Raw genomic sequence first — 24,068 nt, 5'->3', positions numbered from 1 at the left:
ACCGGGGCACAGCCGTTCGCGGGGGATCCGCTGTGTTGGCCTGGTCACGATGTGCTCTAAAGTTGCGCGCCATCAGGGCGTCGCCGTTGTGGTGCGCCCATGGCTCCATGGCGTCGGGGGACGTGAGTACGGAGTCTTCGGTGACGGGTTCGTCCACCGTGAGCACGCATGCGCTGCATGCGGCGCTGGTTCCTGTGCCCGCTCTGGTGGACGAGAGACGTACCCTCTACCGGCTCGCGGCGGAGTTGTTCGCCCCCGGAACCCAGTTGTCCGACAACCTGGCCGACCACCCGATCGTCCGCTACGAGATCGGCAAGGCCCTGGCCGGTCACGGTGGCCTCGACCCGGCGAGGCTGGCGGAAGCCGCCTCGATGCGGGTGCGCGACGCGGGCATCGACGTCGCCGCGGACTCGATGGCCGCTGACGTGCTGGAAGCCCCGCTGCGGATCGTCGCCCCGCGCGACGCGCGGCCGGAGCCGCTGACCGTGGCCGACGGGGACCGGTTCGAGGCGGCACTCGCGGTCGTGGCCGAAGGTGTTCGGCTGTTCCGCGAGATCGCGCCGGACATGGCCGCTGATCTTCTCGCGCACGTGTCGATGCTCGTGGTGCTGAAGAAGGAGTCGTCCGGCGGTCTGGTCTCGGCGTCGTCGCGCTACGTGCCCGGAATCGTGCTGGTCGACGAGCCCGCGCTGCCGATGGAGGTGGCCGAGGCGCTGGTGCACGAAGGAGCACACGAAAAGTTCTTCGACCTCGCAATCGTGAAAGATTTTCTTGACCCGCGTGCCGAGGAAGCGGATTATTTCGAGAATTCGTGGTCGCATGCACGGTGGCCACTGGAACAGACCTTCGCGGCTTGGCACGCCTACAGCTGCCTCGCGCAGTTCAACGCTTCAACCGGCACCGAACAACTCGGTCCGGACTCACTGCTGCCGAAAGCCGGCATGCGGGCGCGGGAGATCGGTGCGTGGCTGCTCGCGCACGAGGACGAGCTGCGCGAAGACGCGCGCTGGCTCCTGCGCGGCCTGGCCGGTGACGCGAACGAAAACCCTGGTGAGGGTGTCGTGCCGTCGCGAGTGGACAGTGCTGTCACACTGTTCCCCGAGATCGCGGAAGACTGCCATTTCCAGCCGCTACCGGACGTGCGGTACAAGCGCGCGGCCACGGGGCGTGTGGTGGTGGGAAGGGTGGCACAACCGCCCGAGGTCTTCTGGCTCGACGAAGATGCGAGCTGGACTCTGGGCCAGTGGTGTCACGATAGAACGCCGAAAACGTTCGGGTGGATGCTCACCCGCGCAACCGAGGAATGGCACGTCGATTCCGCCGCAGCCACGGCGCGTCTCGGAAAGGCACTCGGGTCGCTTCTGCGTTCAACGCTCGTCGAGCGCTCCGACAGAGCACGTTAAAGCTGCCTCCCGAGAAGGAACGATGACCACCCCGAACCAGCCTCACCGCCTGCCGCAGTTCCCGCGGAACGCCGGCATGCCCGTTGCCCACCCGACGACCGGGGTGGGTCCGGTGATCGGTCAGCCGGTCACCCCCGTTCAGTGGTTCAGGCGGATGCCGACCGGTGGTGGCACCGTGTTCCTGCGGCCCACGAAGGCCGGGCAGAACGACTGAGAACCATCGCTGGTGTGACGGAGGGGGCCGGTTCGCCGGCCCCCTCCGGCGTTCGGTCGTTTGGGAGTACCACTTCACGGGCGCATAACAACTGGGCCACAAGGGCGAAGTTGATCGTCATCTACGCCGTTCGGGCGACGTCGATCGTCTTAGATCGCCGCATCCGCCAACCCCACGGAGTAACCCGATGCGCCTCACGCCCCTGAGAAGAGCCGGCCTGCTCGCTTCGGCCGCGGTCACCGTCGTGCTCGCACTGACGACGACTGCCGGAGCCCAGCCCGAAACGCCGGTCACGGACGACGAGCGGGCGCAGCCGTTCCTCAAGAACGTGGACATCAACCACCCCGAGGCCTGCACCGTCGGCGGGTTGAGCGGCAGCACGGTCCACCCGAACCTGTTCACCTACACGGGTGGTGACAACCAGCAGTACCTGACCATCTCCGGTGTGCCGGCGGGCATCAAGGTCACGGGGATCCTGGTCAAGGGCGGGGACCGGTTCAACGTCTACCTCGCCGACAAGCTCGGCCCGCTGTCGTGGGAGAAGTTGCGGGCGCCGTTCAACAACGGTGGGCAGCTCCCGCAAATCAGCCACTGGTTCGGCTGCGGCGTCAAGGACGAGCCGCCTACCACGACCACCACGACGACGACCACCACGACGACGACGACGACCGAGTCGACCGTGACCCACTCGTCGACGCCGATCGCGACGTCGAGCACCACGTCGTCTTCCTCCGTGATCGCGCCGACCACGACCACCACCGCCGCGCCTGTCCCGGTCGCCGACCAGGACCAGCTCGCGTCCACCGGCTTCGGGTCCGCGTGGTTGCTCGGGCTGGGTGCCGCGCTCGTGGCCGCCGGTGCCGCCGTGCTGCTCGTGATGCGCAGGCGCCGCGCCTAACCGCGCTCCATCAGCACGCCCCACAGCGTGCCGAAGAGGACTCGGACCTCCAGCCAGAACTCGACGTCCGAAGAAGCCGCTCCGCCGCCGTACAGCTCCACGGCGCGTTGAGCGGCTTCTTCGCCACGTGCACCCGCCAGGCAGGCCAGGTCCCAGCCGACGGGGCCGCGCCAGGTGTCCTCGAAGTCGTTCCATACCGGGCCTGACGACGTCATCAGCAGGTTGCCGTGGTGGGAGTCGCCGTGCAGCGGCTGGACGTCGTTGTAATGCGCGTCCCATTCGCGAACCAGCTCGGCTCGCCGTGTGTGGAAGGGCTCCAAGTCCGCCACGCCTGCGCGAGCCAGGTGCGCGAGCGTGTTGTCGATGTCGTCCAGCGGGCCGTGAGTAGGTAGGTCGCCGGGGTAAAGCCGCAGCTCGGCGTGCAGGCCGGGCAGCAGCTTGAGCACGTCGGGGCGCGTCAGCTCCACGTCGGGGAAGTGCGGGACGTACGTGCTGAACGTGAACACGAACCCGTCGGCCGTGTGAGGACCGGCGGGAAGCTCGGACGACGGCGTCACGACGGGCACGCCGCGTGAGGCGAGGAACGCCGACACCGCCAGGTCACGGGCGAAGTGAGAGGCAACCGAGGGCCGTATCAGGGCCGTGCGCGCGGCTATGCGGGCCACGACCGGTGCCGGGCGCAGGTGCACGATGACGTTGCTGCCGTCCTCCAGGACGGCGGGGTCGTCGCACACGACGCCGTGGGAAGCGGCCAGCGACACCGCGGCGCGCACTGCGGCAGAAGTCATGCGGGTGAGGCTGGCATCAGCCCTGGGGGAGGAGCGACTCCATTTCCGCGATCTCCTTCTCCTGGTGCGCGACGACGTCCTGGGCCAGCCTGCGGGTCTCCGGGTCGGTGCCGGCGGACAGGTGCTCGCGCGCCATGTCCACGGCGCCGCGGTGGTGCTGGATCATCAGCGACAGCCACTGGCGGTCGAACTCGGTGCCGTCCAGGCCGGCGAGGTTGCCGAGATCCACCATGCCGTGGTTCGACGAGTGGCCGTGTGACGTGTGCGACGACGACGCCTCCACCGGGGCGTTCCAGGTGCGCAGCCAGCCGTTCATGCGGTCGATCTCGGGCTTCTGCGCCGACGAGATGCGGGCCGCCAGGTCGATCACCCGCTGGTTGTCCGTGCGGGTCGCGACGAGGCCGCTCATCTCCAGCGCCTGCTCGTGGTGGGGCACCATGCCCCGCGCGAACGCGACGTCCGCCGAGTTGTGCGTGGCGGGACCGCCGCACGCGGTGAGCAACAGGACAGAAGCGACGGCGAACGATCGGAGCACGGCGGCAGGATACGTGTGACCTGCGCTACGCCGCTGGCCACCGGCTCCGGCCCACCCGAATGGAGCTGATCGGCTCCGTCTAATATCCCGTGGAGTTTCCCGAACGACTGGTCCCACCAAGGCCTGGAGGCACCGTGACGGCCGTAGCCCCGCAGCCGATCGCAACGCGTCCTTATCCGACGCGCACTGCGGTCAAGGGGTCCTTCCTGCTGCGGATGTTCCGCACCACGGACCACAAGCAAATCGGCATCATGTACCTGGTCACCTCGTTCGCCTTCTTCATGGTCGGCGGCGCGATGGCCATGTTGATCCGAACCGAGCTTGCCCGGCCTGGCATGCAGTTCCTGAGCCAGGAGCAGTACAACCAGCTCTTCACGATGCACGGCACCGTGATGCTGCTGCTCTACGCGACCCCGATCGTGTTCGGCTTCGCGAACTTCGTCCTGCCGCTGCAGATCGGCTCGCCCGACGTGGCGTTCCCGCGGCTCAACGCCTTCTCGTACTGGCTGTACCTCTTCGGCGGCCTGATCGTGATGGCGGGCTTCGTCACCCCCGGTGGCGCCGCCGACTTCGGCTGGTTCGCCTACACGCCGCTGTCGAGCGCCATCCACTCGCCCGGCGCGGGTGCCGACCTGTGGATCGCCGGCCTGGTGGTCGGTGGTCTCGGCACCATCCTCGGCGCGGTGAACATGATCACCACCGTGGTCTGCCTGCGCGCGCCCGGCATGACGATGTTCCGCATGCCGATCTTCACCTGGAACATCCTGGTGACGTCGGTGCTCGTGCTGCTCGCGTTCCCGATCCTCACCGCGGCGCTGCTCGGCCTTCTCGCCGACCGCCACCTCGGGGCGCACGTGTTCGACCCCGCCAACGGCGGCGTCATCCTGTGGCAGCACCTCTTCTGGTTCTTCGGGCACCCGGAGGTCTACATCGTCGCCTTGCCGTTCTTCGGCATCGTGTCGGAGATCTTCCCGGTGTTCAGCCGCAAGCCGATCTTCGGCTACAACGGCCTGGTCTACGCGACGCTCGGCATCGCCGCCCTGTCCGTCGCCGTGTGGGCGCACCACATGTACGCGACCGGCGCCGTGCTGCTGCCGTTCTTCGCCTTCATGACGTTCCTCATCGCTGTCCCGACCGGTGTGAAGTTCTTCAACTGGATCGGCACGATGTGGAAGGGCCAGCTGACGTTCGAGACGCCGATGCTGTTCTCGATCGGCTTCATCGTCACGTTCCTCTTCGGTGGCCTCTCCGGCATCCTGCTGGCCGCGCCCGCGATCGACTTCCACGTGTCGGACACGTACTTCGTCGTCGCGCACTTCCACTACGTGCTCTACGGCACGATCGTGTTCGCGACCTTCGCCGGCATCTACTTCTGGTTCCCGAAGATCACCGGCCGGTTCCTCAACGAGCCGCTCGGCAAGCTGCACTTCTGGACGACGTTCCTCGGCTTCCACGCGACCTTCCTCGTCCAGCACTGGCTGGGCAACGAGGGCATGCCGCGCCGGTACGCCGACTACCTCGCGTCGGACGGCTTCACGACGCTCAACATGATCTCGACGATCGGCGCCTACATCCTGGGCGCGTCGACCCTGCCGTTCATCTGGAACGTCTTCCGGTCGTACCGCTTCGGCGAGGTCGTGACGGTCGACGACCCGTGGGGTTACGGCAACTCGCTCGAGTGGGCGACGTCGTCCCCGCCGCCGCGGCACAACTTCACCGAGCTGCCCCGGATCCGTTCGGAGCGCCCGGCGTTCGAGCTGCACTACCCGCACATGATCGAGCGCATCCGGAACGAGGGTCACGTGACCTTCACCGGCAAGACCATCCCGCACGAGAAGGCGGCGCCCGCGCTGTCCGAGATGGCTGCATCGGCGATCAAGTCGGGCACTGCCTCCGAGAAGGACGATTCGGAGCACGACAAGTAACCTGCCCTTAACAGGTTCAACGATGAGCCCCGGCTGCTTGGTTGCGGTCGGGGCTCATTCGCGTCTTACGAGGAGACGACCACGTGAAAACGCCCGTGCTCATCACCGTGACCGGCCCCGACAAGCCCGGCGTCTCCTCGGTGCTGTTCGCCGTGCTGACACGGCACGGCGTCGAGGTGCTCGACGTGGAGCAGGTCGTCATCAGGGGACGGCTGGTGCTCGGCGCGCTGGTCTCGACCGAGCAGGACCCCGAGAGCCTGCAGGAGTCGGTCGAGCAGGCCATGGCCACCGTCTCGATGCACGTGGAGATAGAGATCGGCGCGGACTCGAAGCGCACCGCGCGCCTGGAGTCCTCGCACGTCCTGATCGTGCTGGGCCGCCCGGTGACGGCGAAGGCGTTCACCGAGGTGGCGCGCAGGCTCGCGTCGCTGGGTGTGAACATCGACGCGATCCGCGGTGTCGCCGACTACCCCGTCACCGGTCTCGAGCTGCGGGTTTCCGTCGCCGACGACACGATGGAGAACGACGCGGAGCTGCGGTCGGCGCTGGCAGAGGTGTCGGGGCGGGTGGGCCTCGACATCGCCGTGGAGCGGGCCGGCCTGACGCGGCGGGCCAAGCGCCTGGTGGTGTTCGACGTCGACTCCACTCTCATCCAGGGCGAGGTGATCGAGATGCTGGCCGCGCACGTCGGGTGCGAGGAGCAGGTGCGCGAGATCACCGAGGCCGCGATGCGCGGCGAGCTCGACTTCGCCGAGTCGCTGCGGCGCCGGGTGGCGTTGCTGGAGGGTCTCGACGCGAAGGTGCTGGACGAGGTCGGTGCCTCGCTGGAGCTCACGGCCGGCGCGCGCACGACGATCCGCACGCTCAAGCGCCTCGGCTTCTACTGCGGTGTGGTCTCCGGCGGGTTCACGTCGGTGATCACGGGTCTGGCCGACGAGCTGCAGCTGGACTTCTGCGCGGCCAACACGCTGGAGATCGTCGACGGCAAGCTGACAGGCAAGGTCGTCGGCGAGATCGTCGACCGGCCCGGCAAGGCCGTGGCGTTGCGCCGGTTCGCCGACGAGGTGGGCGTGTCGCTCGCCCAGTGCGTGGCGGTCGGTGACGGTGCGAACGACATCGACATGCTGAGCGCGGCCGGGCTGGGCATCGCGTTCAACGCCAAGCCGGCGTTGCGCGAGGTCGCCGACACCGCCCTGTCGCACCCGTTCCTCGACGCGGTGCTGTTCATCCTGGGCGTCACGCGCGCCGAGGTGGAGGCCGCGGACGCCGCGGACGGCCTGGAGCTGACCCGGCTGTGATGATCCTCGACCTGATCGCCTCCCGTAACTACGCGGAGGAGTCCGAAGTCCGCGCGATGCCGATGGTGATGCGCATCGAACGCGTCGACCCGCCGTCCAGGACGGCGTTGCTGGAGGCCGCGGCCGCTTCGGCGGTCGCGGTGTGCCTCGACCCGCGTGCCGACGTGGGCGGGGAGTGGCACGAGCCCGTGCGGGCGTGGGTGGCCGGGAGGATCCGCAAGGTGTCGCGGCGAGCCCGTGGCGTGCAGTGGGAGGCCGTGCAGGCCCTGCCGGGCGTGACGATCACCGTGGACGGCGCGTCGGTGCGGTCGCTGCTGCCCGTGCTGGTGACCGAGACGCCCCGGGAGGTCGCGAAGCTGCAGATCTCCGGGTCCGACCTGCCGGTGGACGAGCCGGGGCCGGTGCCGGAGGGCGCGCGGCTGCTGTACGTGAACCCGCGCGTCGAGATGTCCGCGGGGAAGCTCGCGGCCCAGGTCGGGCACGCGTCGATGCTGCTGGCGCCACGGCTGTCGGAGACCGAGCTCAAGGCGTGGGCGTCGCTCGACTACCGGTGTGCCGTGCGGACGCCGTCCGTCGCCGAGTGGGACTCGCTGGTGGCCGGTGACGACGTCGTGGCCGTGCGCGACGCGGGTTTCACGGAGGTCGAACCGGGCACGACGACGGTGCTCGCTGTTTAGAACCTCGTCAAACGGGTAAATCCGCCTCTTGTGGGCTTTTTCGACGTTCTCGACGCACGCCTCGGCGACGGGCTGGAGAACCTGCTCTGCTCCCACCACACGCGAAGACTGCGGCGGCTGGGATGGGGCGAGGTTCTCGAAGGCGACGGCGCGGGGTGGTTCACCCCGCGCCGGCCGGTGCAGCACGGCAACAACATCGAGGTGCTGATCGACGGCGCCACCGCGTTCCCGGTCGTGGCGAAGGCGATCGAGGGCGCGCAGAAGTACGTGCACATCGCGAACTGGCACGCGTCGCCCGACTTCCAGCTGACCAGGGAGCCGGGCGCGCCCCAGCTGCGCGAGCTGCTGTCCGCCGCCGCGGAACGGGTGCCGGTGCGCGTGCTGCTCTGGGCGGGCCCGCCCGTGCCGTTCTTCGAACCGACGCGGAAACGGGCCGTCGCCGCGCAGAAGGCGTTCCTGGAGTGCGGCGCGGTCCGCTGCGAGCTCGACGCGCGCGAACGGACCCTGCACTGCCACCACGAGAAGGTCGTGATCGTCGACGACGTGGCGTTCGTCGGCGGCCTCGACATGACAGCGGTGGAGGGCGACCGCCACGACTCGCCGGAGCACCCGCCGCGCGACCTGGGCTGGCACGACCACATCGCGAAGCTCGAGGGCCCGGTGGTCGCGGAGGTGGCCGCCCACTTCGCCGCGCGCTGGCTGGAGATCGCGGGGGAGACCCTGCCCTCGCCCGAGGTGCCGCCCGAGGCCGGGTCGTCGTCGGTGCAGCTGGTCCGCACGATCCCGGAGAAGACCTACGACTTCGCACCGCACGGCGACTTCAGCCTGCTCGACTCGTACCTGAGGGCGCTGCGGGCGGCGGAGGAGTTCGTGTACGTGGAGAACCAGTTCCTGTGGTCGCCGGAGATCACCGAGGTGCTCCTGGAGAAGCTGCGCAACCCGCCGTCACCGGAGTTCCGGATGGTGCTGGTCCTGCCGCAGAAGCCCAGCAACGGCGCGGACACCACGCGCGGCCAGCTCGGCCGCATGCTCGACGCCGACCCGGACGGCCGGGTCGTCGCGGCGACCCTCGTCTCGCACGGTGACGCACCGGTCTACGTGCACGCCAAGCTGTCCATTGTGGACGACAAGTGGCTGTCCGTCGGCTCGGCGAACCTGAACGAGCACTCGCTGTTCAACGACACCGAGGTCAACGTGGTGACCGACGACGCGGAGGTCGTGCGCGCGACGCGGCTGAAGCTGTGGGCGGAGCACCTGGAAGGCCTGGAGGGTGACGTCTCCGGACCCGTGCACGAGGTCGTGGACAAGATGTGGCGCCCGGCCCTGGAACGTCCGGCCCGCGTGACGTCGCTGCCCGGTGTGTCGCGTCGTGCCGGAAGGTTGCAAGGACCGTTACGCGGATTGCTGGTCGACGGCTGATCTCTGGGTCTAGCGTGGCCGCGTGGCCAACGAGGTGACGATCCCGCTGTTACCGTGCGCCTCCATCGACGAGGTAGCCGAGTTCTACGTGATGCTCGGGTTCACGCTCACGTATCGGCAGTACCGGCCGAACGCGTACCTCTCGGTGCGGCGCGAGGAGATCGACCTCCACTTCTTCGGCATACCGGGCTACGACCCCGCGTCGTCGTACAGCTCGTGCCTGATCCAGGCGGAGGACCCGCGCGAGCTGTACGAGGCGTTCGCCGCCGGGATGCGCGCGGTGTACGGGCGGGTGCTGCTCACGGGGATCCCGCGGATGACCCGGCCGCGGCGGGACGGGTTCCTGTTCGTCGATCCCGGTGGCAACTGGATCCGGGTGGTGCCGTCCGTGCGGGAGCGGGAGGTCACGCGCAACGGCCTGTCGCGGGCGTTGACCAACGCGGTGACGCTGGCGGGGTCGCACGGGGCGGAGCGGCAGGCGTTGAAGATCCTCGAAGGGGCGCTGGCGCGGGAGGTGCACGCTTCGGAGGAGGAGCGGGCGTCGGCGCTGGAGTTCCGCGAAGAGCTGCTCGAACGGCTCGGGCTGCGCAGCTGACGCTGTTCGCACGAGCAAATAGCTCCGTGTCGTTCTCGCCGCACCGGGCTTAGCTTCAGGCGGTGGCGAACGAACTGACAATCCCGCTCCTGCCCTGCACTTCCATCGACGAGATCGCGTCGTTCTACGAGATGCTCGGCTTCTCGCTCACCTATCGGCAGACGCGGCCGAACCCTTACGTCGCAATGCAGCGCGAGGGCATCAACCTGCACTTCTACGGCATGGACGGTCACGTCCCGGAGCACTCGCACAGCTCGTGCGTGGTCATCGTGCAGGACACCGGCCCGCTGTTCGAGGCGTTCGCGGCGGGGATGCGTGCCGTGCACGGGAAGGTGCTCATCTCCGGCATCCCGCGCATGACCCGGCCCAGGGTGCGCAACGACCGGTACACCGGGTTCACCGTCGTCGACCCCGGCGGCAACTGGATCCGGATCAACAAGGCCGCTCAGGAACCCGAGCCGCGGACCAGGCTGGCCCGCGCCCTGGAGAACGCCGCCCGGCAGGCCGACGCGCGCGGCGACGAGCGGCAGGCGTTGAAGATCCTCGAAGGCGCGCTGAAGCAGACCGACGGGACCGAGCCGGAACTGGCGGAGGCCCAGGCCTACCGCGACGAGCTGGTCGAGCGGATCAGCGCGACTGGATCTATCGAGTCTGGGCCTCGTCCAGGCGCTTGAGGGCGCCGCGGACCACCTCGGGGTCGTAGGTCGTCCAGAACGGGGGGAGTGAGGCCCTGATGAAGCCGCCGTAGCGAGCGGTGGCGATGCGCGGGTCGAGGACGGCCACCACGCCCTTGTCCGACATCGAGCGCAGCAACCTGCCGGCGCCCTGGGCCATCAGCAGGGCGGCGTGCGTGGCGGCGACGGTCAGGAAGCCGTTGCCGCCACGGGTGTTGATCGCCTTCTGCCGCGCGGAGGCCAGCGGGTCGTCCGGCCGCGGGAACGGGATGCGGTCCATGATCACGAGCTGCAGGCTGGGACCCGGCACGTCGACGCCCTGCCACAGCGACAGCGTGCCGAACAGGCACGTGCGCTCGTCCTCGGCGAACTTCTTGACCAGCAGGCCGGTCGCGTCGTCGCCCTGGCAGAGGATCGGGTAGTCGATCTTGTCGCGCAACGCCTCCGTGGCGGCCTTGGCCGCGCGGGTCGACGAGAACAGGCCGAGCGCGCGGCCGCCCGCCGCGTTCACCAGGCCCTCGATCTCGTCGAGGTACTCCGGCGGCAGGCCGTCACGGCCCGGCTGCGGCAGGTGCCGCGCCACGTAGAGGATGCCGCTCGACGAGTGCTGGAACGGCGAGCCGACGTCGAGGCCGGTCCACTTCGGACCGTCGATGTCCTTGTCGGTGGCCGCGCCCTCGATCTTGCGGACCTTCTCCGACGGCGGCAGGCCCCACTGGCGCGCCATGGCGTCGAAGGCGCCGCCGAGAGTGAGCGTCGCCGACGTGAGAACGGTGGTGCGCTTGGCGAAGAGCCGTTCCCTGAGCAGCCCGCCCACACCGAGCGGCGCGACCCGCAGGGACGGCGCCTTCTGCTGGAAGTCGCCCGACACCCACACGACGTCGTGCTCCTCGTCGAACGCCTCGAGGATCCGCACCGCGCAGTCGTGGACCTCCTCCAGCAAAGCCAGCGCGAGCTTGCGCGCCGTCGCCCCCTCCGGGTCCTCCTTGCGCTCCGGTCCCATCGCCGACACACAGGCGTGCGCGGCGTCGCGGGTGGCGGCGAGCGCTCCCGCCAGCGCGCGGGGGAGCGCGTCGAGCCGGCCGGCCGGAATGTCCTCGAGGATCATCGCGAGCCCGTCGCCCGCCTCGGCCAGCCGGTCGGCGACGTCCTGGTCGATGAGCCTGCCGCACCGGCGCGCGGCCATGGAGACCGACGCCCCGCTCAGCTCCTCCGTGGCCACCGACGTGACCCTGTCCACCAGGTCGTGCGCCTCGTCGATCACCACCACGTCGTGGTCGGGCAGGACCTGGTAGCCCTCCAGCGCGTCGATGGCGAGCATCGCGTGGTTGGTGACCACGACGTCGGCCTTGCCCGCCTCGGCGCGCGCCCGTTCCGCGAAGCAGTCGGACCCGACCGGGCACTTGCTGACGCCCAGGCACTCCCGCGCCGTGACGCTGACCTGCCGCCACGCCTGCTCGCTGACGCCGGGCACCAGCTCGTCGCGGTCGCCGGTCTCGGTGTCCGACGACCACTCGTGCAACCGCTTGACCTCGCGCCCCAGCTTCGAGGCGGCGAACGGGTCGAACAGCGCGGCGTCGTCCGGCTCCTCGGGCGCGCCGTTGTGGACGCGGTGCATGCACAGGTAGTTGCGCCGGCCCTTGAGGATCGCGAACGTGGGCTCCCGGCCGAGCTCCTTCTTGAGCGCCTTGGACAGGCGCGGCAGGTCGCGGTCGACCAGCTGCCGTTGCAACGCGATCGTCGCCGTCGACACCACCACGGTCTCGTCCTCGGCCACCGCGTGCCGGATCGACGGCACCAGGTAGGCGAGCGACTTGCCCGTACCCGTTCCCGCCTGGACCGCGAGGTGCTCGCCCGTGCGGATCGAGTGGTCGACGGCCTCGGCCATCTCCACCTGACCAGGGCGCTCCGCACCGCCGACGGCGGTGACGGCGGTTTCGAGGAGGCTCAGCGTGGGGGGAACTTCAGGCACGGGACAAGACCGTACCCGGCAGGTCCGACAGTCCCGCCGGGAGTCGCGGAGTGGGCCGGGGCTCAGTCGCCTCCGCCGCCGCACCCACCACCGCAGCCGCCGCCGTCCCCACCACCGTCACCGCCGCCGCACGAGCTCGACGAACACCCACCACCGCACGAGCTGCCGGACGACGCGTCACGCCCCGGCAGCGTGGCGACAGCGGCCGCCGTCAGCCCGAACATCCCGGCGACCGCCACCCCGCCGATCTTCCCGCGCAGCCCGCACACCGCCACCGCGCCGAACCGGTCCTGCGGGCCCGCACGCCGCTGGGCCCGCTTCACCGCCAGGTAGCCCGCCCTGGTCCGCAGCCGGCCGGGATCGCGGGCGGACAGCACCGTCGACCAGACGAGCAACGCCACCCCGGCCGCGTAGTGGATCCAGTCCGGGAGGCCGGGCACGGTGTTGTCGACGACCTCGGTCAGCGGGCGGACCACCTCCGGCCACAGCCAGTCGAGGAAGCCCACCGCGATCAGGCCGAAGCCCAGCAGCATGAGCCACGGGTACAACCGCGGACGCCACGAGCGGTGGCGCCGGAGCAGGCCCCGATCGGCCAGGTGGGAGCGCAGGCCTTCCGCCTCGGCCGAGGTGCGGGCGCCGTGCAGGACGTCGTGGAGCGAACGCCCGGTGCGCAGGCCGGAGAGGATCTGGGCTTCCAGGGGTGTTGCGGGACCGCGTCCGGGCACGTGGACGGCGCTCAGCACGCCTTCGCGGGAGACCCGGACCAGACCGGCGTCCAGCAGCCTCGCCAGGGCGACCTCGGCGGCGCGGGCAGGGCCGCCGACCAGACAGCCCAGCTCTTCCGGGGTATGCGTCGTCACGCGGATTTCTCGGCCGGAACGGTCACGTCGTTACGTCGGTGATGATCCGGTCGAACAGCTCGAGGGAGGCCTTCGCGTGGGCGACGGTCAGCGGCACTTCCGCACCTCGCCGGGATGACACCAGGTCGAGGATCGGCAGGTCGGGCCAGCGGGCGGCAGCCAGTTCGCCGGCGCGCGACTTGCTGACGATCTCGCCGGTCCTGATCGTGTGCCACAACCGTGCAGGACCGAGCCCCACCCACAGCAGCGTCTCCCGCGGGATGGTCGCTCGGAGGTCCAGGGAGGGCAGCACCTCGCGGAAGTGGTCGAAGTCCGGCTTCCAGTAGCTGACGAGGTTCGCGCGGCAGTACGCCTCGACGTCAGCGGCAGTACCGGGACAGGTGGGCCGTGCACCGCGCACGGTCTGACCGACGGTCCGCAGTTGCTGCCACAGCACGGGAGTGACCTCACCGGCCAGCGGAGTCACGTCGAACACCGGCTTCTCCAGCGAACCGGCGAGCACGACCGTGACATCCGCCCCGTCGACCGGCGGCAGCTCGACAGGAGAAGCAACCTCTACCACGATGTCCAGGTCCGAGTCCGCGACGACGTCGTCCAGCACACGCGACCCATGAAGATGCGCGCCCGCCACGAGACCGGGCAGGCGCGCATCCAGAAGATCCAGGTACTCCCCAGGGGTGATCACCTGGTCCAAGCTACCGGCGGCGCAGCAGCGCCCAGGCTCCCGGCAGCACGCCCGCGGCCAGCGCGATCTTCAGCGCGTCACCGACGAGGAACGGCAGCACGCCGACGGCCAGCGCCTTCGCGAAGGACATCCCGGTCATCGCCATCAGCCACGGCACGCCGACGGAGTAGATCGCCAGGTTGCCCAGCGCCATCGTGCCCACCACGCGCAACGGCGTGCGGTCGCCACCGCGTCCGGCCAGGTAGCCCACCAGGGCGCCCGCGAACACGAAGCCGACGACGTAGCCGAGCGACACCGGGACGCCGGACGACCCGCCCTGGAACCACGGCACGCCCGCGACCCCGGCGATCAGGTACAGCAGCATCGAGGTGGCGCCGCGCTGCCAGCCGAGAGCGGCGCCCACCAGGAGTGCCGCGAACGTCTGACCGGTCAGCGGAACGGGGCTGCCGGGGATCGGCAGCGCCACCTGCGCGGCCAGTCCGGTCAGGGCGGCGCCGGCGACGACCAGGGTCAGGTCGCGGACCAGTGCTCCCGGCACGAAGTCGGCGAGCACGGTGCGACGAGGCGCGAGTGCGAGAGTCACGGTCCCTCCCAGGCGGAATCGAGTGAACCGAGGTTAACCACGCGGACTCGAGAACGTCTTTGTCCGGTGTCTACAAAGTGACCGGTCACACACACTCGGGTCATACGTCGAGGGCGACCTCGCCCACCACCCGTTCCTGGTTGCGGCGCGTCTTCGTCCAGCCGTTGTCGCCGCGCACCAACCGGATCAGCGCGCGCCACGACGTGATGTAGAAGGTGTAGATGTACAACGCGTAACCGAACCCGTACGCGATGGACTTCCAGAACCCGACGGGCACGCAGCGCGCGCGGTACACCGGTCCCCACAGGACGAACGGCAGCAGACCGAAAGCGCCGTAGACGGTGAACAGGATCCAGGCGCCGTCGAAGAACCACGCCACCACCTCGGAAGGCGACACCGCGAACCGGTACGCCATCATGGCCATCGGGATCGGGTAGATCAGCGTGCCGAGCAACTGCATCCACGGTTGCGCGAGGTAGTACATCATCTCGGCGGCGCCGAGGGTCGTCAGGTGCTCGGAGTCCCAGATGCGCCGCAGATAACGCATGCACTGCATGGTTCCCTGACCCCACCGGGTCCGTTGCGCGAGGAACCTCCGCAACGAGTACAGCGCCTCCTGGTTCACGTGCGTGTCCAACGAGAACCCGGTGTGCCAGCCCGCGGTCAGCAGGTGCACGCCGAGCTCGAAGTCCTCCAGCAACGACCCGCGCCACGGGCTCCCCGTCGGCCCGGCGATGGAGTCCAAAGCGGACAGACGCGTGAACTGGCCGTTGCCGCCCATGGAGATCGTGCCGGTCGCGCCGCGCGACATCTGGATCGCCGCGATGGCCGTGCGGAACTCCAGGTCCTGCATCCGCACGAGCCCGGCGCCGAACGCGCGCCGCCACCGCGAGACGCCGGGCTGCCGCGTGCCCGCGTTGATCATCCGCACGTCCACCTGCACGGCGCCGATGCGCGGGTTGCCGAAGAGGTGGGTCGCCGCGCAGACCTCCAGGCAGTTCGGGGCGGGCCTGCCGTCCGCGTCCACCACGACGACAATCGCGCGGTCGGTGTCCGCGCGCCTGCCCATCCACAGCTTGAGCATGCGGTAGGCGTCGTTCAGCGCGTTGCCCTTGCCGGTGCGGGCGTACGGGCGTTGGCGTTGCACGAGGTGGATCTGCGGATCACGAACACCACCGTTGCGCTTCAGCATCCGCACCACACCGGCGGTCTTGTCGTCGGAGTCGTCGTCGATGACCCACACGTGCGCGATGGGGAACGTCCCGCGCAGGTACCGGATCGTGTCGCCGATGACGGCCTCCTCGTCGCGGCACGGCACGAAGAAGTGCCACTCCAACGACTCCGGCTCGCCGGCCGGGGCGGGTTCGCGCCGCAGGTACGGCACCACGATGAAGAACACGTACGTCACGAAGGCGACGCTCATCGTCAGGGCGAGCGCCTGCGTGAACCCGAGGACGAGGTCGAGGCTCACCGGCGGGTGGCCAGCCAGACGAACGCGACCAGCGCCGCCGCGCCACCGAACACGCTCACCATCGAGCCGAGCAGCGTGTGACCCCAGTAGTACCCGGTGTCGACGCCCAGCCACCGCACCAGGCCCACCAGCGTGAGCACGCGGAACTGGTTCACCACCACGACCGCCAGCGCCGCGATCCCCAGCGCGAACAGCACCCGCGACTGGATGCGCGGGCGCAACGCGATCATCACCGCGCCCACCACGATCAGGGGCAGCACCAGGAACGCGGAGGTGCACTCCGGCGTCATCCGCAGTCCCAGCGGCGTGTCCGAGCCGAGTCCGAAGTAGACGGTCTGGCGTTCGGGCACCACGGCCACCCCGTAGGAGCTGATGACACCGAGCACCGCGCCGGACAGCGAGATCTCCGCGGTGCGGTACAGGCGGTGGGCGAGGACGAGGCCCGCGGCGAGGGCGAGCAGGACGACCACCGTCACCCGGCTCGGGAATGCGGTGCGGCGCACGGCAAGCGTCACCCTGGAATCCTTTCCACCGATCAGGGAGCGCCCAGACGGGCTATTTGACGTTCCATCGGTAGACGGAACGTCAGCCCTCACCCCCGGATCGGGTGACGCCGTGACCGGAAATTCATCAAAAAACCCACGATAAGTGGCGCCGATTGGGCGAGTCGAGTGGTCGTATCGCCCGATACGGGGAGTAACCCTCAGTTCCCCCGAAAGAAAGCCGATGCCGGTAATTGCCCCCGGAAAGCGTGAAACCAGATTGGTATCAACGCGCCCTGGGGCCGGAGGAATGAAGGGAAGGAGTTTCATGCGTGTCCGAATGACGGGACTGGCTGGGGTCATCGCGATCGCCGCGCTCCTCGCCGGTGCCGCCCCTGCTTCGGCCGCTCCGGGGGACGCCTCGGCCTACGGTGCGAAGCTCGACGTGACTCTGCTCGGCAACCCCGCGGTCACCGCGGAACCGTTCGCCGCCGCTGACGCGAACGGGCCGAAGACGCAGAACACGTTCGTGGGCGTCGACCTCACCGGGATCCTGAAGACCGGTGTCATCAACGCCTCCGCCACGCGGGACGAGAACTCCGGTGGCGTGCACTCGCGGGCGAGCACCGCGGACGTCCGGGTCGACCTGCTCCCGAAGGTCACCGGCGAGATCTCCGCCGAGCTCGTGGAGGCGGAGTGCTCGGCGACCCAGAAGGGGCTCGCCGGCAAGGCCGAGCTCGCGGGCGTGAACCTCGGCAAGCTCGGCCAGGTGGACGCGGACCCGGCGCCGAACACGAAGCTCGACGTGCGGCTCGCCGGGATCGAGATCGCCGAGGTCGTCTTCAACGAGCAGGTCGAGAACAACGACGGCAGCCTCACGGTCAACGCGATCCACATCCGGCTGCCGCAGGGCGTGCTCGGCTCCATCGGCACCGGCGACGTGATCATCTCGTCCGCCACCTGCGGTCCCGCCGCCCTGCCGGTCCCGATGGCGTCGGGCGCTGGCCTGTGGATCGGCCTCGGCCTGCTCGGTGTCGTCGCCGCCCCGGTCGCGTTCGTGGCGCTGCGCCGCCGCGCGTCGCTCGCCACGGCCTGATCGAGGAGGGCGGCGGATGTACAAGATCCCCGGTACCGGCGTGGGTGTCGGCACGGGCGTGGGTGCCCTCGCGGTCACCGGCGCCGACGTGACGTGGTGGGTCGCAGCGGGAGTCGTGCTCCTCGTCGCGGGTGCGTTCCTCGTGCACTCGACGCGGAGGCGGCGCCGCGCGGTCGCCGTCAAGACCAGGCCGAATCGAGCCGGCTGACACGGTCCGCCTGGGAACTCCCCCGCTCCCAGGCGGACCTCCCCGGTAGCGCAAGGAGAGGACACACGGTGAGCAAAGAGGTTCTGCTGGTGGCCGGCACGAGGCCGGAAGCAGTCAAGATCGCCCCGGTCGCCATCGCGTTGCGGGGTCACCCCGGCCTCCGCCCGACGATCGTCCACAGCGGACAGCACTCCGGCATGGTCGAGCAGGCGCTGGCCGCCTTCGACCTGGTGCCGGACCTGGTGCTGGACGTGCCCCGCGACACCGGCACGCAGGCCGAGCTGGCCTCCCGGCTGCTGCCCGCGTTCGACGCCGTGCTGGCCGACCGCGACCCCGCGGTCACGCTCGTGCAGGGCGACACCACGACGACCCTGGCCGCGGCGCTCGCCTCGTACTGGCGCGGGATCCCCGTGGCCCACCTCGAAGCCGGTCTGCGGACCGGTGACCTGTACGGCCCGTTCCCCGAGGAGGGGAACCGGCAGATGATCTCCCGCATCACCTCGCTGCACCTCGCGCCGACGGACGACGCCGCCAACGCCCTGAACGACGAACACCTGCCCGACAGCCACATCGTCGTCACCGGCAACACCGTCGTGGACGCCGTGCAGCGCGTCGCGTCCGCCGACGCGCCCGCGTCCAGCCCGGACGTCGTGGCCCTGGAGCGCACCCTGGACGCCACCGGCGGCCGGCTCATGCTCCTCACCGTGCACCGCCGCGAGTCGTGGGGCCGCCCGCTCATGCGCGTGCTCGACGCCGTGCGCGCCATCGTCGACCGCCACCCCGACCTGCACGTCCTCGTCCCGGCGCACTCGAACCCCGGTGTGCGGGAACAGGTCGTGTCGTCGCTGGGCGGTCACGAGCGCGTGGTCATCACCGACCCGCTGGACTACCCGGACCTGGTGCGCGTGCTGCGGCGCGCGGCCCTGGTGCTGACCGACTCCGGCGGCCTCCAGGAGGAGGCGCCGACGTTCGGCGTGCCGGTGCTGGTGCTGCGGGAGACCACCGAACGCATGCTCGCCGTCGATGCCGGGTGCGCCTGGCTCGTCGGCACCGACACCACCCGCGTCCTCGCCGAGGCGGGATGGGTGCTCGGCTCCCGGTTGCGGCTGCCGCTGGGGCGCAACCCGTTCGGCGACGGGCGTGCCGCCGTCCGGGTCTGCTCCGCGCTGGAGAGGCTGGCGGGCCTGCCGACCGCTCTGCCGCGCCGGGAGCCGTTCGCCACGCTCTCGGGAGTCTGGTGAATGTCACTCGTTCGGGTAATCGCGATTTCTCGAACGGGTGACATGGCCGCCGAGTCGTCAACGGCGCCATTCCGCACAACCATTATCGGAAGGTGGGAATTCGAGCAACAGGGGCACCAGTGCGCAAGAGTTTGATCGCAGGCGCCGCGGTCGCGCTGACGTTCGCGACCGCGGCCCCCGCGCTCGCGGCCAACTCGCCCGGCACCGCCTCCGCGGGCTCCGCGGACTTCGCGAAGGGCACCCAGACCTTCAAGGTCGAGCCGCTCGCGGTGTGCACCGTCAACCCGGACGCGGCGGGCACCGTCACCGGCTCCAGCCCTGCCGTGAGCAGGACCGGGCTCAAGATCGGTGAGACGTCGTCGACGTGCACGACCGAGGTCGTGAACCCGGACGAGTTCCTGACGAGGACGAAGTCCTCCGCCAGGGGCACCGGCTTCGAGCTGTCCGCGCTCACCGCTCAGAAGGGGCCCCGTCTCAAGATCGCCGAGTGGACGGTCACCTGCGACGCCGACGACAAGGGCACGCGGGCGGACTGGGAGCTCAAGGGCATGGCGGGCTGGACGGGGCTGCCGCAGGAGATCCCGGCCGGCTACGTGCACGAGATCAAGGCGGCCAGCGGAACCGTGCTGGCCAGGGCCAAGTTCACCGACACGGTGTTCCCGGAGCCGAACGACGGCGGCCTCGCCATGACCCTGCTGAGGATCACGTTCGAACCGTCGTCCGGCTACACGGGCAGCATCACCGTCGGCAGCACGGCCTGCTCGCCGACGCCGTAGGGAACGGCCTCAGGCGACGACGACACCCGCGGCGAGCAGCTCTTCGACGGCGGCGTCGCGGGTCGTCGGGGCGACTGCCGCCGTGAGGTCGACGAGCACCCTCGTGCGGAACCCGTTCCGGTGCGCGTCCAGCGCCGTGGCGCGCACGCAGTGGTCGGTCGCGATGCCCACGACGTCCACCTCGGTCACACCCTTGGCCGTCAGCCACCCCGCGAGGTCGTTCTCCGCCTCGAAACCCGAGTAGGCGGCGGCGAACCGGCCCTTCGAGAAGACCTGCTCGATCCCGGACACGTCGAGCTCGGGGTGGAACGACGCGCCGGGCGAGCCCGCCACGCAGTGCACCGGCCAGGAGTCGATGAAGTCCGGCGTCAGCGAGAAGTGGTCGCCCGGGTCGACGTGGTAGTCCCGCGTCGCCACGACGTGGTCGTACGCCGACGCGGCGATGTGCCGCGAGATGGCCGCCGCGACGGCGGCACCCCCGGCGACGGCCAGTGAGCCGCCCTCGCAGAAGTCGTTCTGCACGTCCACGACGATCAGCGCCTTCGTCATGTCAGCCTTCCAGGTACATCGTCGGAATCGCGGGCTCGCCGCGCGAGAGCTTGAGGCCTTCCCACGGCACGCTCACCAGTGCCGCGCGCAGGCGTTCGCGGTTCTGCTCCAGCGTGGGGACCTCGTCGGCGACCTGCCCGCCTCGCATCAGCGGGATCTGCACGAGCCTGTCATGTTCACCGAGCTCCGGTTCGGCCGACGCCTGGAACACGACCTCCTCCAGCGCCGTGCCGGTGTCCTTGTGCCGCCGCAACGCCTTCTTCCAGCCGCCGCGCGACTGCTTGGACGTGCTGCGCTTCTCGACGTGCCTGCCGTCGACCTCGACCAGCTTGTAGACCATGCCCGCGGTCGGCGCGCCGGAGCCGGTCACGACGGACGTGCCGACGCCGTAGGCGTCCACGGGCTCGGCGCGCAGGGCGGCGATCGCGTACTCGTCGAGGTCGCTGGACACGACGATGCGGGTGTTGCGGGCTCCCAGCGAGTCGAGCTGGTCGCGCGCCTGCCTGGCCATGATGCCGAGATCACCCGAGTCGATCCGGATCGCGCCCAGCTCGGGGCCCGCGACGGCGACGGCCGTCTTGATGCCCTCGGTGATGTCGTAGGTGTCGACCAGCAACGTCGTGCCGACTCCCAGCGCCTCGACCTGGCTGCGGAACGCTTCTTCCTCGGTGTCGTGCAGCAACGTGAACGCGTGCGCGCACGTGCCGGCCGTCGGGATGCCGTGGCGGCGGCCCGCCTCGAGGTTGGAGGTCGCGTTGAAGCCCGCCAGGTACGCCGCGCGGGCGCACGCCACGGCGGCTTCCTCGTGCGTGCGCCGGGAGCCCATCTCGATCATGTGACGGCCGTTGGCGGCGGTCACCATGCGAGCGGCGGCGGACGCGATCGCGCTGTCGTGGTTGAGGATCGAGAGCACGAGCGTCTCCAGCACGACCCCCTCCGCGAACGACGCCCTGACCGTCAGCACCGGGGATCCGGGGAAGTAGAGCTCGCCCTCCGGGTAGCCGTCGATCTCACCGGAGAACCGGTAGTTCGCGAGCCATTCCAAAGTCGAATCGTCGACCACGGCGTTGCGGCGCAGCTGGTCGATCTCCTCCTCGCCGAAGCGGAAGTTCCCAATCGCTTCGAGCAGCCTGTTCACGCCCGCGACGACGCCGTAGCGGCGCCCGTCGGGCAGTCTGCGGGCGAAGACCTCGAACACGCACGGACGGTCACCAGCACCGTCACGCAGCGCGGCCGCGAGCATGGTGAGCTCGTAGTGGTCGGTCAGCAACGCCGTCGAGTCCATGGTCGCCAACCCTAAGGTCGCATCCGGTTTAGCCGCATGCGGTCTCCGCCACTGCGGCGAACATGACACCATTGGCGGTATGACCACGCCCGTCGAACAGGAACGGACGCAGCCAGAGGCCGTCGGCGAGGAGATCGCCGCGGAGGACCGGCCTTGGCAGACCGTGGTCTGGAACGACCCGGTCAACCTCATGTCGTACGTGACCTACGTGTTCCAGAAGTTGTTCGGCTTCAGCAGGGACAAGGCGACCAAGCTGATGCTCGACGTGCACCACAAGGGCAAGGCGATCGTGACATCGGGCACCAAGGACAAGGTGGAGGCCGACGTGGCGAAGCTCCACGCGGCAGGGCTCTGGGCGACCATGCAGCGGGCCTCGTGAAGCGCTGGATCCGCGACGGTGACGTCGTCATCGGGCGGCTCGACCAGCAGGAGGCCGCGGTCGTGCGCGGTCTGGTCAGCCAGATCCAGGACATGCTGCTGGCCCGCGCCGAGGAGACCCCGCAGGACGAGCTCGCCGAGCTGACCGGCATCAGAACCGGCTCGTCGGAGGCTCCCGACGACCCGATCCTCGGCCGGCTGCTCCCGGACTTCCACCGGCTGGACGACGACGCGCCCGACCCGGACGAGGTGAACTCCGCCGGGGCGTTGCGCTCCCTGCACGAGCCCGAGCTCCTGGACCACAAGACCGGCGCGGCAGAGACGGTGCTGCAGACCTGCTCACCCGACGGTGGCGAGATCCGGCTGACGATCGGCGAGGCCGAGGCGTGGCTCTCGTCGTTGAACGACGTGCGCCTGGCACTGGGGACCGCGCTGGACGTGACCGAGGACATGCCGGACGAGCTGCCGCCGGAGGACCCGCGCTCGCCGCACCTCGGCGTCTACCACTGGCTGACGTGGGTGCAGGACACCCTGGTCGAGGCGATGATGCCGTGATCCCCGGCGTTCTCGTCGGTCACCACCACCGCGTCGAACCGGGCTGGGCCACGGGCACGACCGTGGTGCTCGTGCCCTCCGGAGCCGTGGGTGCCGTCGACGGACGCGGCGGCGCTCCCGGCACCCGCGAGACCGACCTGCTGGACCCGGCGAACCTGGTCCAGCAGGTGCACGCGATCTGTTTGAGCGGTGGCTCGGCGTACGGGCTCGCGGCGGCCGACGGCGTCATGCGCTGGCTGTCGGAACGTTCGATCGGCTTCCAGGTGGGTGCTGAGCCGCACCACGTCGTGCCGATCGTGCCGGGTGCCGTGATCTTCGACCTGCCCATGTCGGACTGGGGCAACCGGCCGGACGCGTCGTTCGGCCACGCGGCCTGCGAGGCGGCCTCCGCCGACTTCGACCTGGGCTGCGTCGGCGCGGGTGCCGGTGCGCGGGTCGGATCGCTCAAGGGCGGCGTCGGCGTCGCCTCGGCAACCGTCGGAGCGCACCAGGTCGGAGCGTTGGCCGTGGTGAACGCCGCCGGCGAGGTCGTCGACCGCGCGTCCGGCCTGCCGTGGCTGCCCTCGTTGGGGACGACCGCCGTCGCGTTGCCCGAACGCAAGCCCGAGGGCCTCAACACCACGATCGGCGTGGTCGCGGTGGACGCGGAGCTGTCCAAAGCGGAGTGTCAGCGGCTCGCGATGGCCGCGCAGGACGGCCTGGCCCGCGCGGTGCGGCCGGCGCATTCGATGTTCGACGGCGACACAGTGTTCGCGCTGGCCACTGGTGCCGTGCCGCTGGCGGAGCCGCGTGCGTTCGCGTTGGACGCGCTGTGCGCCGCCGCGGCCGACGTGTTCGCCGAGGCCGTGGTGTCCGGTGCGCGCGAGGCGACGACGTTGAACGGCGTGGTTGCTTTCCGCGACCTCTGAGTGGGTAGCCCCCGGTCATGGCGGATGTCATCGATCAGGCAGCAGGTGTCGTGTCCGAGCTCGTCCCACCCGGTGTGTCCCGGCGTGAGGTCCCCGGCAGGGAAGTGGCGGTGGTCGCGCCCGCCGGGTTGTTCATCGCGTCGTTCCTCGTGCCACCGGGGCTGGGGAAGGTGCTGATGAAGCTCGGCGTCGCCGCCACCCCGTTCGCGACCTGGGCGGAGCTGGCCGCGTGGCGCGGCCTCGACCAGGCGCAGCGGCGGCGCGGCGTGGCGTTGCTGGCCCTCTACCTCGTGGTGGTGCTCAGCAGGCGTCGATGAACGCCTTGAAGTTGTCGATGTTGCGCTCGACCTGGTAGAAGCCGCCGACCCGCAGGTCTTCTGTGATCGGCAGGAACCAGGTCGAGCGCGACACCCTCAGGTGCGGCGAGACCGCCGTGCCGGGTGATCCCGAACTCGGCCTGGACCGCCGCGCCGACGTCCCCGGACGCCCGCTCACCACCGGCGAGCAGTCCAGGATCCGCCTGCGCACCGGGTCGCCGAGTACGTGGTATCTCGCATACCGAGACAACTCCTGCCAGCCCGTAGGATTGAGCG

The 24,068-nt window shown here is 70.0% G+C and carries 28 protein-coding genes; 17 read left to right on the top strand and 11 right to left on the bottom strand.

Translation table 11 applies throughout. The features are described from left to right. The first annotated feature begins 140 nt into the window (after positions 1 to 140). The 3 genes from VM306_RS16025 (at position 141) to VM306_RS16015 (ending at position 2,515) form a co-directional block, all read left to right on the top strand. The gene (locus tag VM306_RS16025) at positions 141 to 1,403 is read left to right on the top strand and encodes an aKG-HExxH-type peptide beta-hydroxylase (RefSeq protein ID WP_325515780.1); all 1,263 of its coding nucleotides are present in this window, start codon (positions 141 to 143) and stop codon (positions 1,401 to 1,403) included. A gap of 22 nt (positions 1,404 to 1,425) precedes the next feature. Then, positions 1,426 to 1,617: a hypothetical protein gene (locus tag VM306_RS16020; RefSeq protein ID WP_325515779.1), complete on the top strand. Its 192-nt coding sequence runs from the start codon at positions 1,426 to 1,428 to the stop codon at positions 1,615 to 1,617. Between the two features lie 187 nt (positions 1,618 to 1,804). Further along, complete coding sequence (locus tag VM306_RS16015) at positions 1,805 to 2,515, top strand: LPXTG cell wall anchor domain-containing protein (RefSeq protein WP_325515778.1); 711 nt, start codon at positions 1,805 to 1,807, stop codon at positions 2,513 to 2,515. Here the strand turns inward: VM306_RS16015 and VM306_RS16010 are convergent. Both VM306_RS16010 and VM306_RS16005 read right to left on the bottom strand, forming a co-directional pair. After that, complete coding sequence (locus tag VM306_RS16010; RefSeq protein ID WP_325515777.1) at positions 2,512 to 3,303, bottom strand: phosphotransferase; 792 nt, start codon at positions 3,301 to 3,303, stop codon at positions 2,512 to 2,514. The genes VM306_RS16015 and VM306_RS16010 overlap by 4 nt on opposite strands. A 16-nt stretch (positions 3,304 to 3,319) precedes the next feature. Further along, complete coding sequence (locus VM306_RS16005; RefSeq protein ID WP_325515776.1) at positions 3,320 to 3,838, bottom strand: DUF305 domain-containing protein; 519 nt, start codon at positions 3,836 to 3,838, stop codon at positions 3,320 to 3,322. A gap of 134 nt (positions 3,839 to 3,972) precedes the next feature. Here VM306_RS16005 and ctaD point away from each other — a divergent pair, with 134 nt between their 5' ends. The 6 genes from ctaD (at position 3,973) to VM306_RS15975 (ending at position 10,426) form a co-directional block, all read left to right on the top strand. After that, a complete protein-coding gene (gene ctaD / locus VM306_RS16000) occupies positions 3,973 to 5,763 on the top strand; it encodes a cytochrome c oxidase subunit I (RefSeq protein ID WP_325515775.1) in 1,791 nt (596 codons plus the stop codon). 83 nt (positions 5,764 to 5,846) lie between these two features. Further along, positions 5,847 to 7,061, top strand: coding sequence for a phosphoserine phosphatase SerB (gene serB / locus VM306_RS15995; RefSeq protein ID WP_325515774.1), 1,215 nt, complete (start codon positions 5,847 to 5,849; stop codon positions 7,059 to 7,061). Then, a complete protein-coding gene (locus VM306_RS15990) occupies positions 7,061 to 7,738 on the top strand; it encodes an aminoacyl-tRNA hydrolase (RefSeq protein ID WP_325515773.1) in 678 nt (225 codons plus the stop codon). The genes serB and VM306_RS15990 overlap by 1 nt, the downstream gene beginning before the upstream one ends. A gap of 30 nt (positions 7,739 to 7,768) precedes the next feature. After that, on the top strand, positions 7,769 to 9,157 hold the full coding sequence (locus tag VM306_RS15985) for a phospholipase D family protein (protein WP_325515772.1): 1,389 nt from the start codon (positions 7,769 to 7,771) through the stop codon (positions 9,155 to 9,157). Between the two features lie 22 nt (positions 9,158 to 9,179). Next, positions 9,180 to 9,752 (top strand): hypothetical protein, encoded by a 573-nt coding sequence (locus VM306_RS15980; RefSeq protein ID WP_325515771.1) that lies wholly within the window; start codon positions 9,180 to 9,182, stop codon positions 9,750 to 9,752. A 62-nt stretch (positions 9,753 to 9,814) separates the two neighbouring features. Continuing rightward, positions 9,815 to 10,426 (top strand): hypothetical protein, encoded by a 612-nt coding sequence (locus VM306_RS15975; protein ID WP_325515770.1) that lies wholly within the window; start codon positions 9,815 to 9,817, stop codon positions 10,424 to 10,426. On the opposite strand, the gene VM306_RS15970 is transcribed toward VM306_RS15975, so the two are convergent. The 6 genes from VM306_RS15970 to xrtP form a co-directional block, all read right to left on the bottom strand. Next, positions 10,395 to 12,314: an ATP-dependent DNA helicase gene (locus tag VM306_RS15970; RefSeq protein WP_325515789.1), complete on the bottom strand. Its 1,920-nt coding sequence runs from the start codon at positions 12,312 to 12,314 to the stop codon at positions 10,395 to 10,397. The genes VM306_RS15975 and VM306_RS15970 overlap by 32 nt on opposite strands. 146 nt (positions 12,315 to 12,460) lie before the next feature. Further along, positions 12,461 to 13,258: a TIGR04222 domain-containing membrane protein gene (locus tag VM306_RS15965; protein ID WP_325515769.1), complete on the bottom strand. Its 798-nt coding sequence runs from the start codon at positions 13,256 to 13,258 to the stop codon at positions 12,461 to 12,463. Between the two features lie 22 nt (positions 13,259 to 13,280). Next, the gene (locus tag VM306_RS15960) at positions 13,281 to 13,943 is read right to left on the bottom strand and encodes a hypothetical protein (protein ID WP_325515768.1); all 663 of its coding nucleotides are present in this window, start codon (positions 13,941 to 13,943) and stop codon (positions 13,281 to 13,283) included. 10 nt (positions 13,944 to 13,953) lie between these two features. Continuing rightward, complete coding sequence (locus VM306_RS15955) at positions 13,954 to 14,526, bottom strand: biotin transporter BioY (protein ID WP_325515767.1); 573 nt, start codon at positions 14,524 to 14,526, stop codon at positions 13,954 to 13,956. 100 nt (positions 14,527 to 14,626) lie between these two features. Beyond that, on the bottom strand, positions 14,627 to 15,949 hold the full coding sequence (locus VM306_RS15950) for a glycosyltransferase (protein ID WP_325515788.1): 1,323 nt from the start codon (positions 15,947 to 15,949) through the stop codon (positions 14,627 to 14,629). 44 nt (positions 15,950 to 15,993) lie between these two features. After that, positions 15,994 to 16,512 (bottom strand): exosortase P, encoded by a 519-nt coding sequence (gene xrtP, locus VM306_RS15945; protein WP_325515766.1) that lies wholly within the window; start codon positions 16,510 to 16,512, stop codon positions 15,994 to 15,996. Positions 16,513 to 16,807: 295 nt separating this feature from the next. Here xrtP and VM306_RS15940 point away from each other — a divergent pair, with 295 nt between their 5' ends. The 4 genes from VM306_RS15940 (at position 16,808) to VM306_RS15925 (ending at position 19,800) form a co-directional block, all read left to right on the top strand. After that, entirely contained in the window at positions 16,808 to 17,575 is a 768-nt protein-coding gene (locus VM306_RS15940; protein WP_325515765.1) for a choice-of-anchor P family protein, read from the top strand. A 16-nt stretch (positions 17,576 to 17,591) separates the two neighbouring features. After that, the gene (locus VM306_RS15935) at positions 17,592 to 17,783 is read left to right on the top strand and encodes an LPXTG cell wall anchor domain-containing protein (protein ID WP_325515764.1); all 192 of its coding nucleotides are present in this window, start codon (positions 17,592 to 17,594) and stop codon (positions 17,781 to 17,783) included. 68 nt (positions 17,784 to 17,851) lie between these two features. Beyond that, positions 17,852 to 19,024: a non-hydrolyzing UDP-N-acetylglucosamine 2-epimerase gene (gene wecB / locus VM306_RS15930; RefSeq protein ID WP_325515763.1), complete on the top strand. Its 1,173-nt coding sequence runs from the start codon at positions 17,852 to 17,854 to the stop codon at positions 19,022 to 19,024. 119 nt (positions 19,025 to 19,143) lie between these two features. Then, positions 19,144 to 19,800 carry a hypothetical protein gene (locus tag VM306_RS15925; protein WP_325515762.1) on the top strand — a complete coding sequence of 219 codons (657 nt, stop codon included), beginning with the start codon at positions 19,144 to 19,146 and terminating at the stop codon, positions 19,798 to 19,800. 9 nt (positions 19,801 to 19,809) lie between these two features. Here the strand turns inward: VM306_RS15925 and VM306_RS15920 are convergent, their stop codons facing one another. Beyond that, complete coding sequence (locus tag VM306_RS15920) at positions 19,810 to 20,349, bottom strand: isochorismatase family protein (protein ID WP_325515761.1); 540 nt, start codon at positions 20,347 to 20,349, stop codon at positions 19,810 to 19,812. Between the two features lies 1 nt (position 20,350). Continuing rightward, positions 20,351 to 21,634 carry a nicotinate phosphoribosyltransferase gene (locus VM306_RS15915; RefSeq protein WP_325515760.1) on the bottom strand — a complete coding sequence of 428 codons (1,284 nt, stop codon included), beginning with the start codon at positions 21,632 to 21,634 and terminating at the stop codon, positions 20,351 to 20,353. A 79-nt stretch (positions 21,635 to 21,713) separates the two neighbouring features. Here VM306_RS15915 and clpS point away from each other — a divergent pair, with 79 nt between their 5' ends. Genes clpS through VM306_RS15895 form a run of 4 tightly spaced genes read left to right on the top strand, consistent with a single transcriptional unit; the run spans position 21,714 to position 23,792 of the window. Next, positions 21,714 to 22,013: an ATP-dependent Clp protease adapter ClpS gene (gene clpS, locus VM306_RS15910; protein WP_045310228.1), complete on the top strand. Its 300-nt coding sequence runs from the start codon at positions 21,714 to 21,716 to the stop codon at positions 22,011 to 22,013. Continuing rightward, positions 22,010 to 22,567, top strand: a complete 558-nt coding sequence (locus VM306_RS15905) for a DUF2017 domain-containing protein (RefSeq protein ID WP_325515759.1) — start codon at positions 22,010 to 22,012, stop codon at positions 22,565 to 22,567. Before clpS ends, VM306_RS15905 begins: the two co-directional genes overlap by 4 nt. Next, complete coding sequence (locus VM306_RS15900) at positions 22,564 to 23,475, top strand: P1 family peptidase (RefSeq protein ID WP_325515758.1); 912 nt, start codon at positions 22,564 to 22,566, stop codon at positions 23,473 to 23,475. The genes VM306_RS15905 and VM306_RS15900 overlap by 4 nt, the downstream gene beginning before the upstream one ends. 17 nt (positions 23,476 to 23,492) lie before the next feature. Beyond that, positions 23,493 to 23,792, top strand: coding sequence for a hypothetical protein (locus VM306_RS15895; RefSeq protein ID WP_325515757.1), 300 nt, complete (start codon positions 23,493 to 23,495; stop codon positions 23,790 to 23,792). Here the strand turns inward: VM306_RS15895 and VM306_RS15890 are convergent. Next, positions 23,776 to 24,003: a hypothetical protein gene (locus VM306_RS15890; protein ID WP_325515756.1), complete on the bottom strand. Its 228-nt coding sequence runs from the start codon at positions 24,001 to 24,003 to the stop codon at positions 23,776 to 23,778. The genes VM306_RS15895 and VM306_RS15890 overlap by 17 nt on opposite strands. Between the last annotated feature and the right edge of the window lie 65 nt (positions 24,004 to 24,068).

It is taken from the genome of Lentzea sp., from assembly GCF_035525475.1.
GTDB lineage: Bacteria > Actinomycetota > Actinomycetes > Mycobacteriales > Pseudonocardiaceae > Lentzea.
Note: the sequence above shows the minus strand (reverse complement) of the source record. Positions and strands in the feature narration are given on the sequence as shown.

Excerpts from the sequence above, each read along its gene's own strand:
- VM306_RS16020 (WP_325515779.1), top strand. The coding sequence starts at position 1,426 with ATGACCACCCCGAACCAGCCTCACCGCCTGCCGCAGTTCCCGCGGAAC.
- VM306_RS16015 (WP_325515778.1), top strand. The coding sequence starts at position 1,805 with ATGCGCCTCACGCCCCTGAGAAGAGCCGGCCTGCTCGCTTCGGCCGCG.
- VM306_RS16010 (WP_325515777.1), bottom strand. The coding sequence starts at position 3,303 with ATGACTTCTGCCGCAGTGCGCGCCGCGGTGTCGCTGGCCGCTTCCCAC.
- VM306_RS15990 (WP_325515773.1), top strand. The coding sequence starts at position 7,061 with ATGATCCTCGACCTGATCGCCTCCCGTAACTACGCGGAGGAGTCCGAA.
- VM306_RS15970 (WP_325515789.1), bottom strand. The coding sequence starts at position 12,314 with ATGGCCGAGGCCGTCGACCACTCGATCCGCACGGGCGAGCACCTCGCG.
- VM306_RS15950 (WP_325515788.1), bottom strand. The coding sequence starts at position 15,949 with ATGAGCGTCGCCTTCGTGACGTACGTGTTCTTCATCGTGGTGCCGTAC.
- VM306_RS15940 (WP_325515765.1), top strand. The coding sequence starts at position 16,808 with ATGCGTGTCCGAATGACGGGACTGGCTGGGGTCATCGCGATCGCCGCG.
- VM306_RS15935 (WP_325515764.1), top strand. The coding sequence starts at position 17,592 with ATGTACAAGATCCCCGGTACCGGCGTGGGTGTCGGCACGGGCGTGGGT.
- VM306_RS15920 (WP_325515761.1), bottom strand. The coding sequence starts at position 20,349 with ATGACGAAGGCGCTGATCGTCGTGGACGTGCAGAACGACTTCTGCGAG.
- VM306_RS15915 (WP_325515760.1), bottom strand. The coding sequence starts at position 21,634 with ATGGACTCGACGGCGTTGCTGACCGACCACTACGAGCTCACCATGCTC.
- clpS (WP_045310228.1), top strand. The coding sequence starts at position 21,714 with ATGACCACGCCCGTCGAACAGGAACGGACGCAGCCAGAGGCCGTCGGC.
- VM306_RS15895 (WP_325515757.1), top strand. The coding sequence starts at position 23,493 with ATGGCGGATGTCATCGATCAGGCAGCAGGTGTCGTGTCCGAGCTCGTC.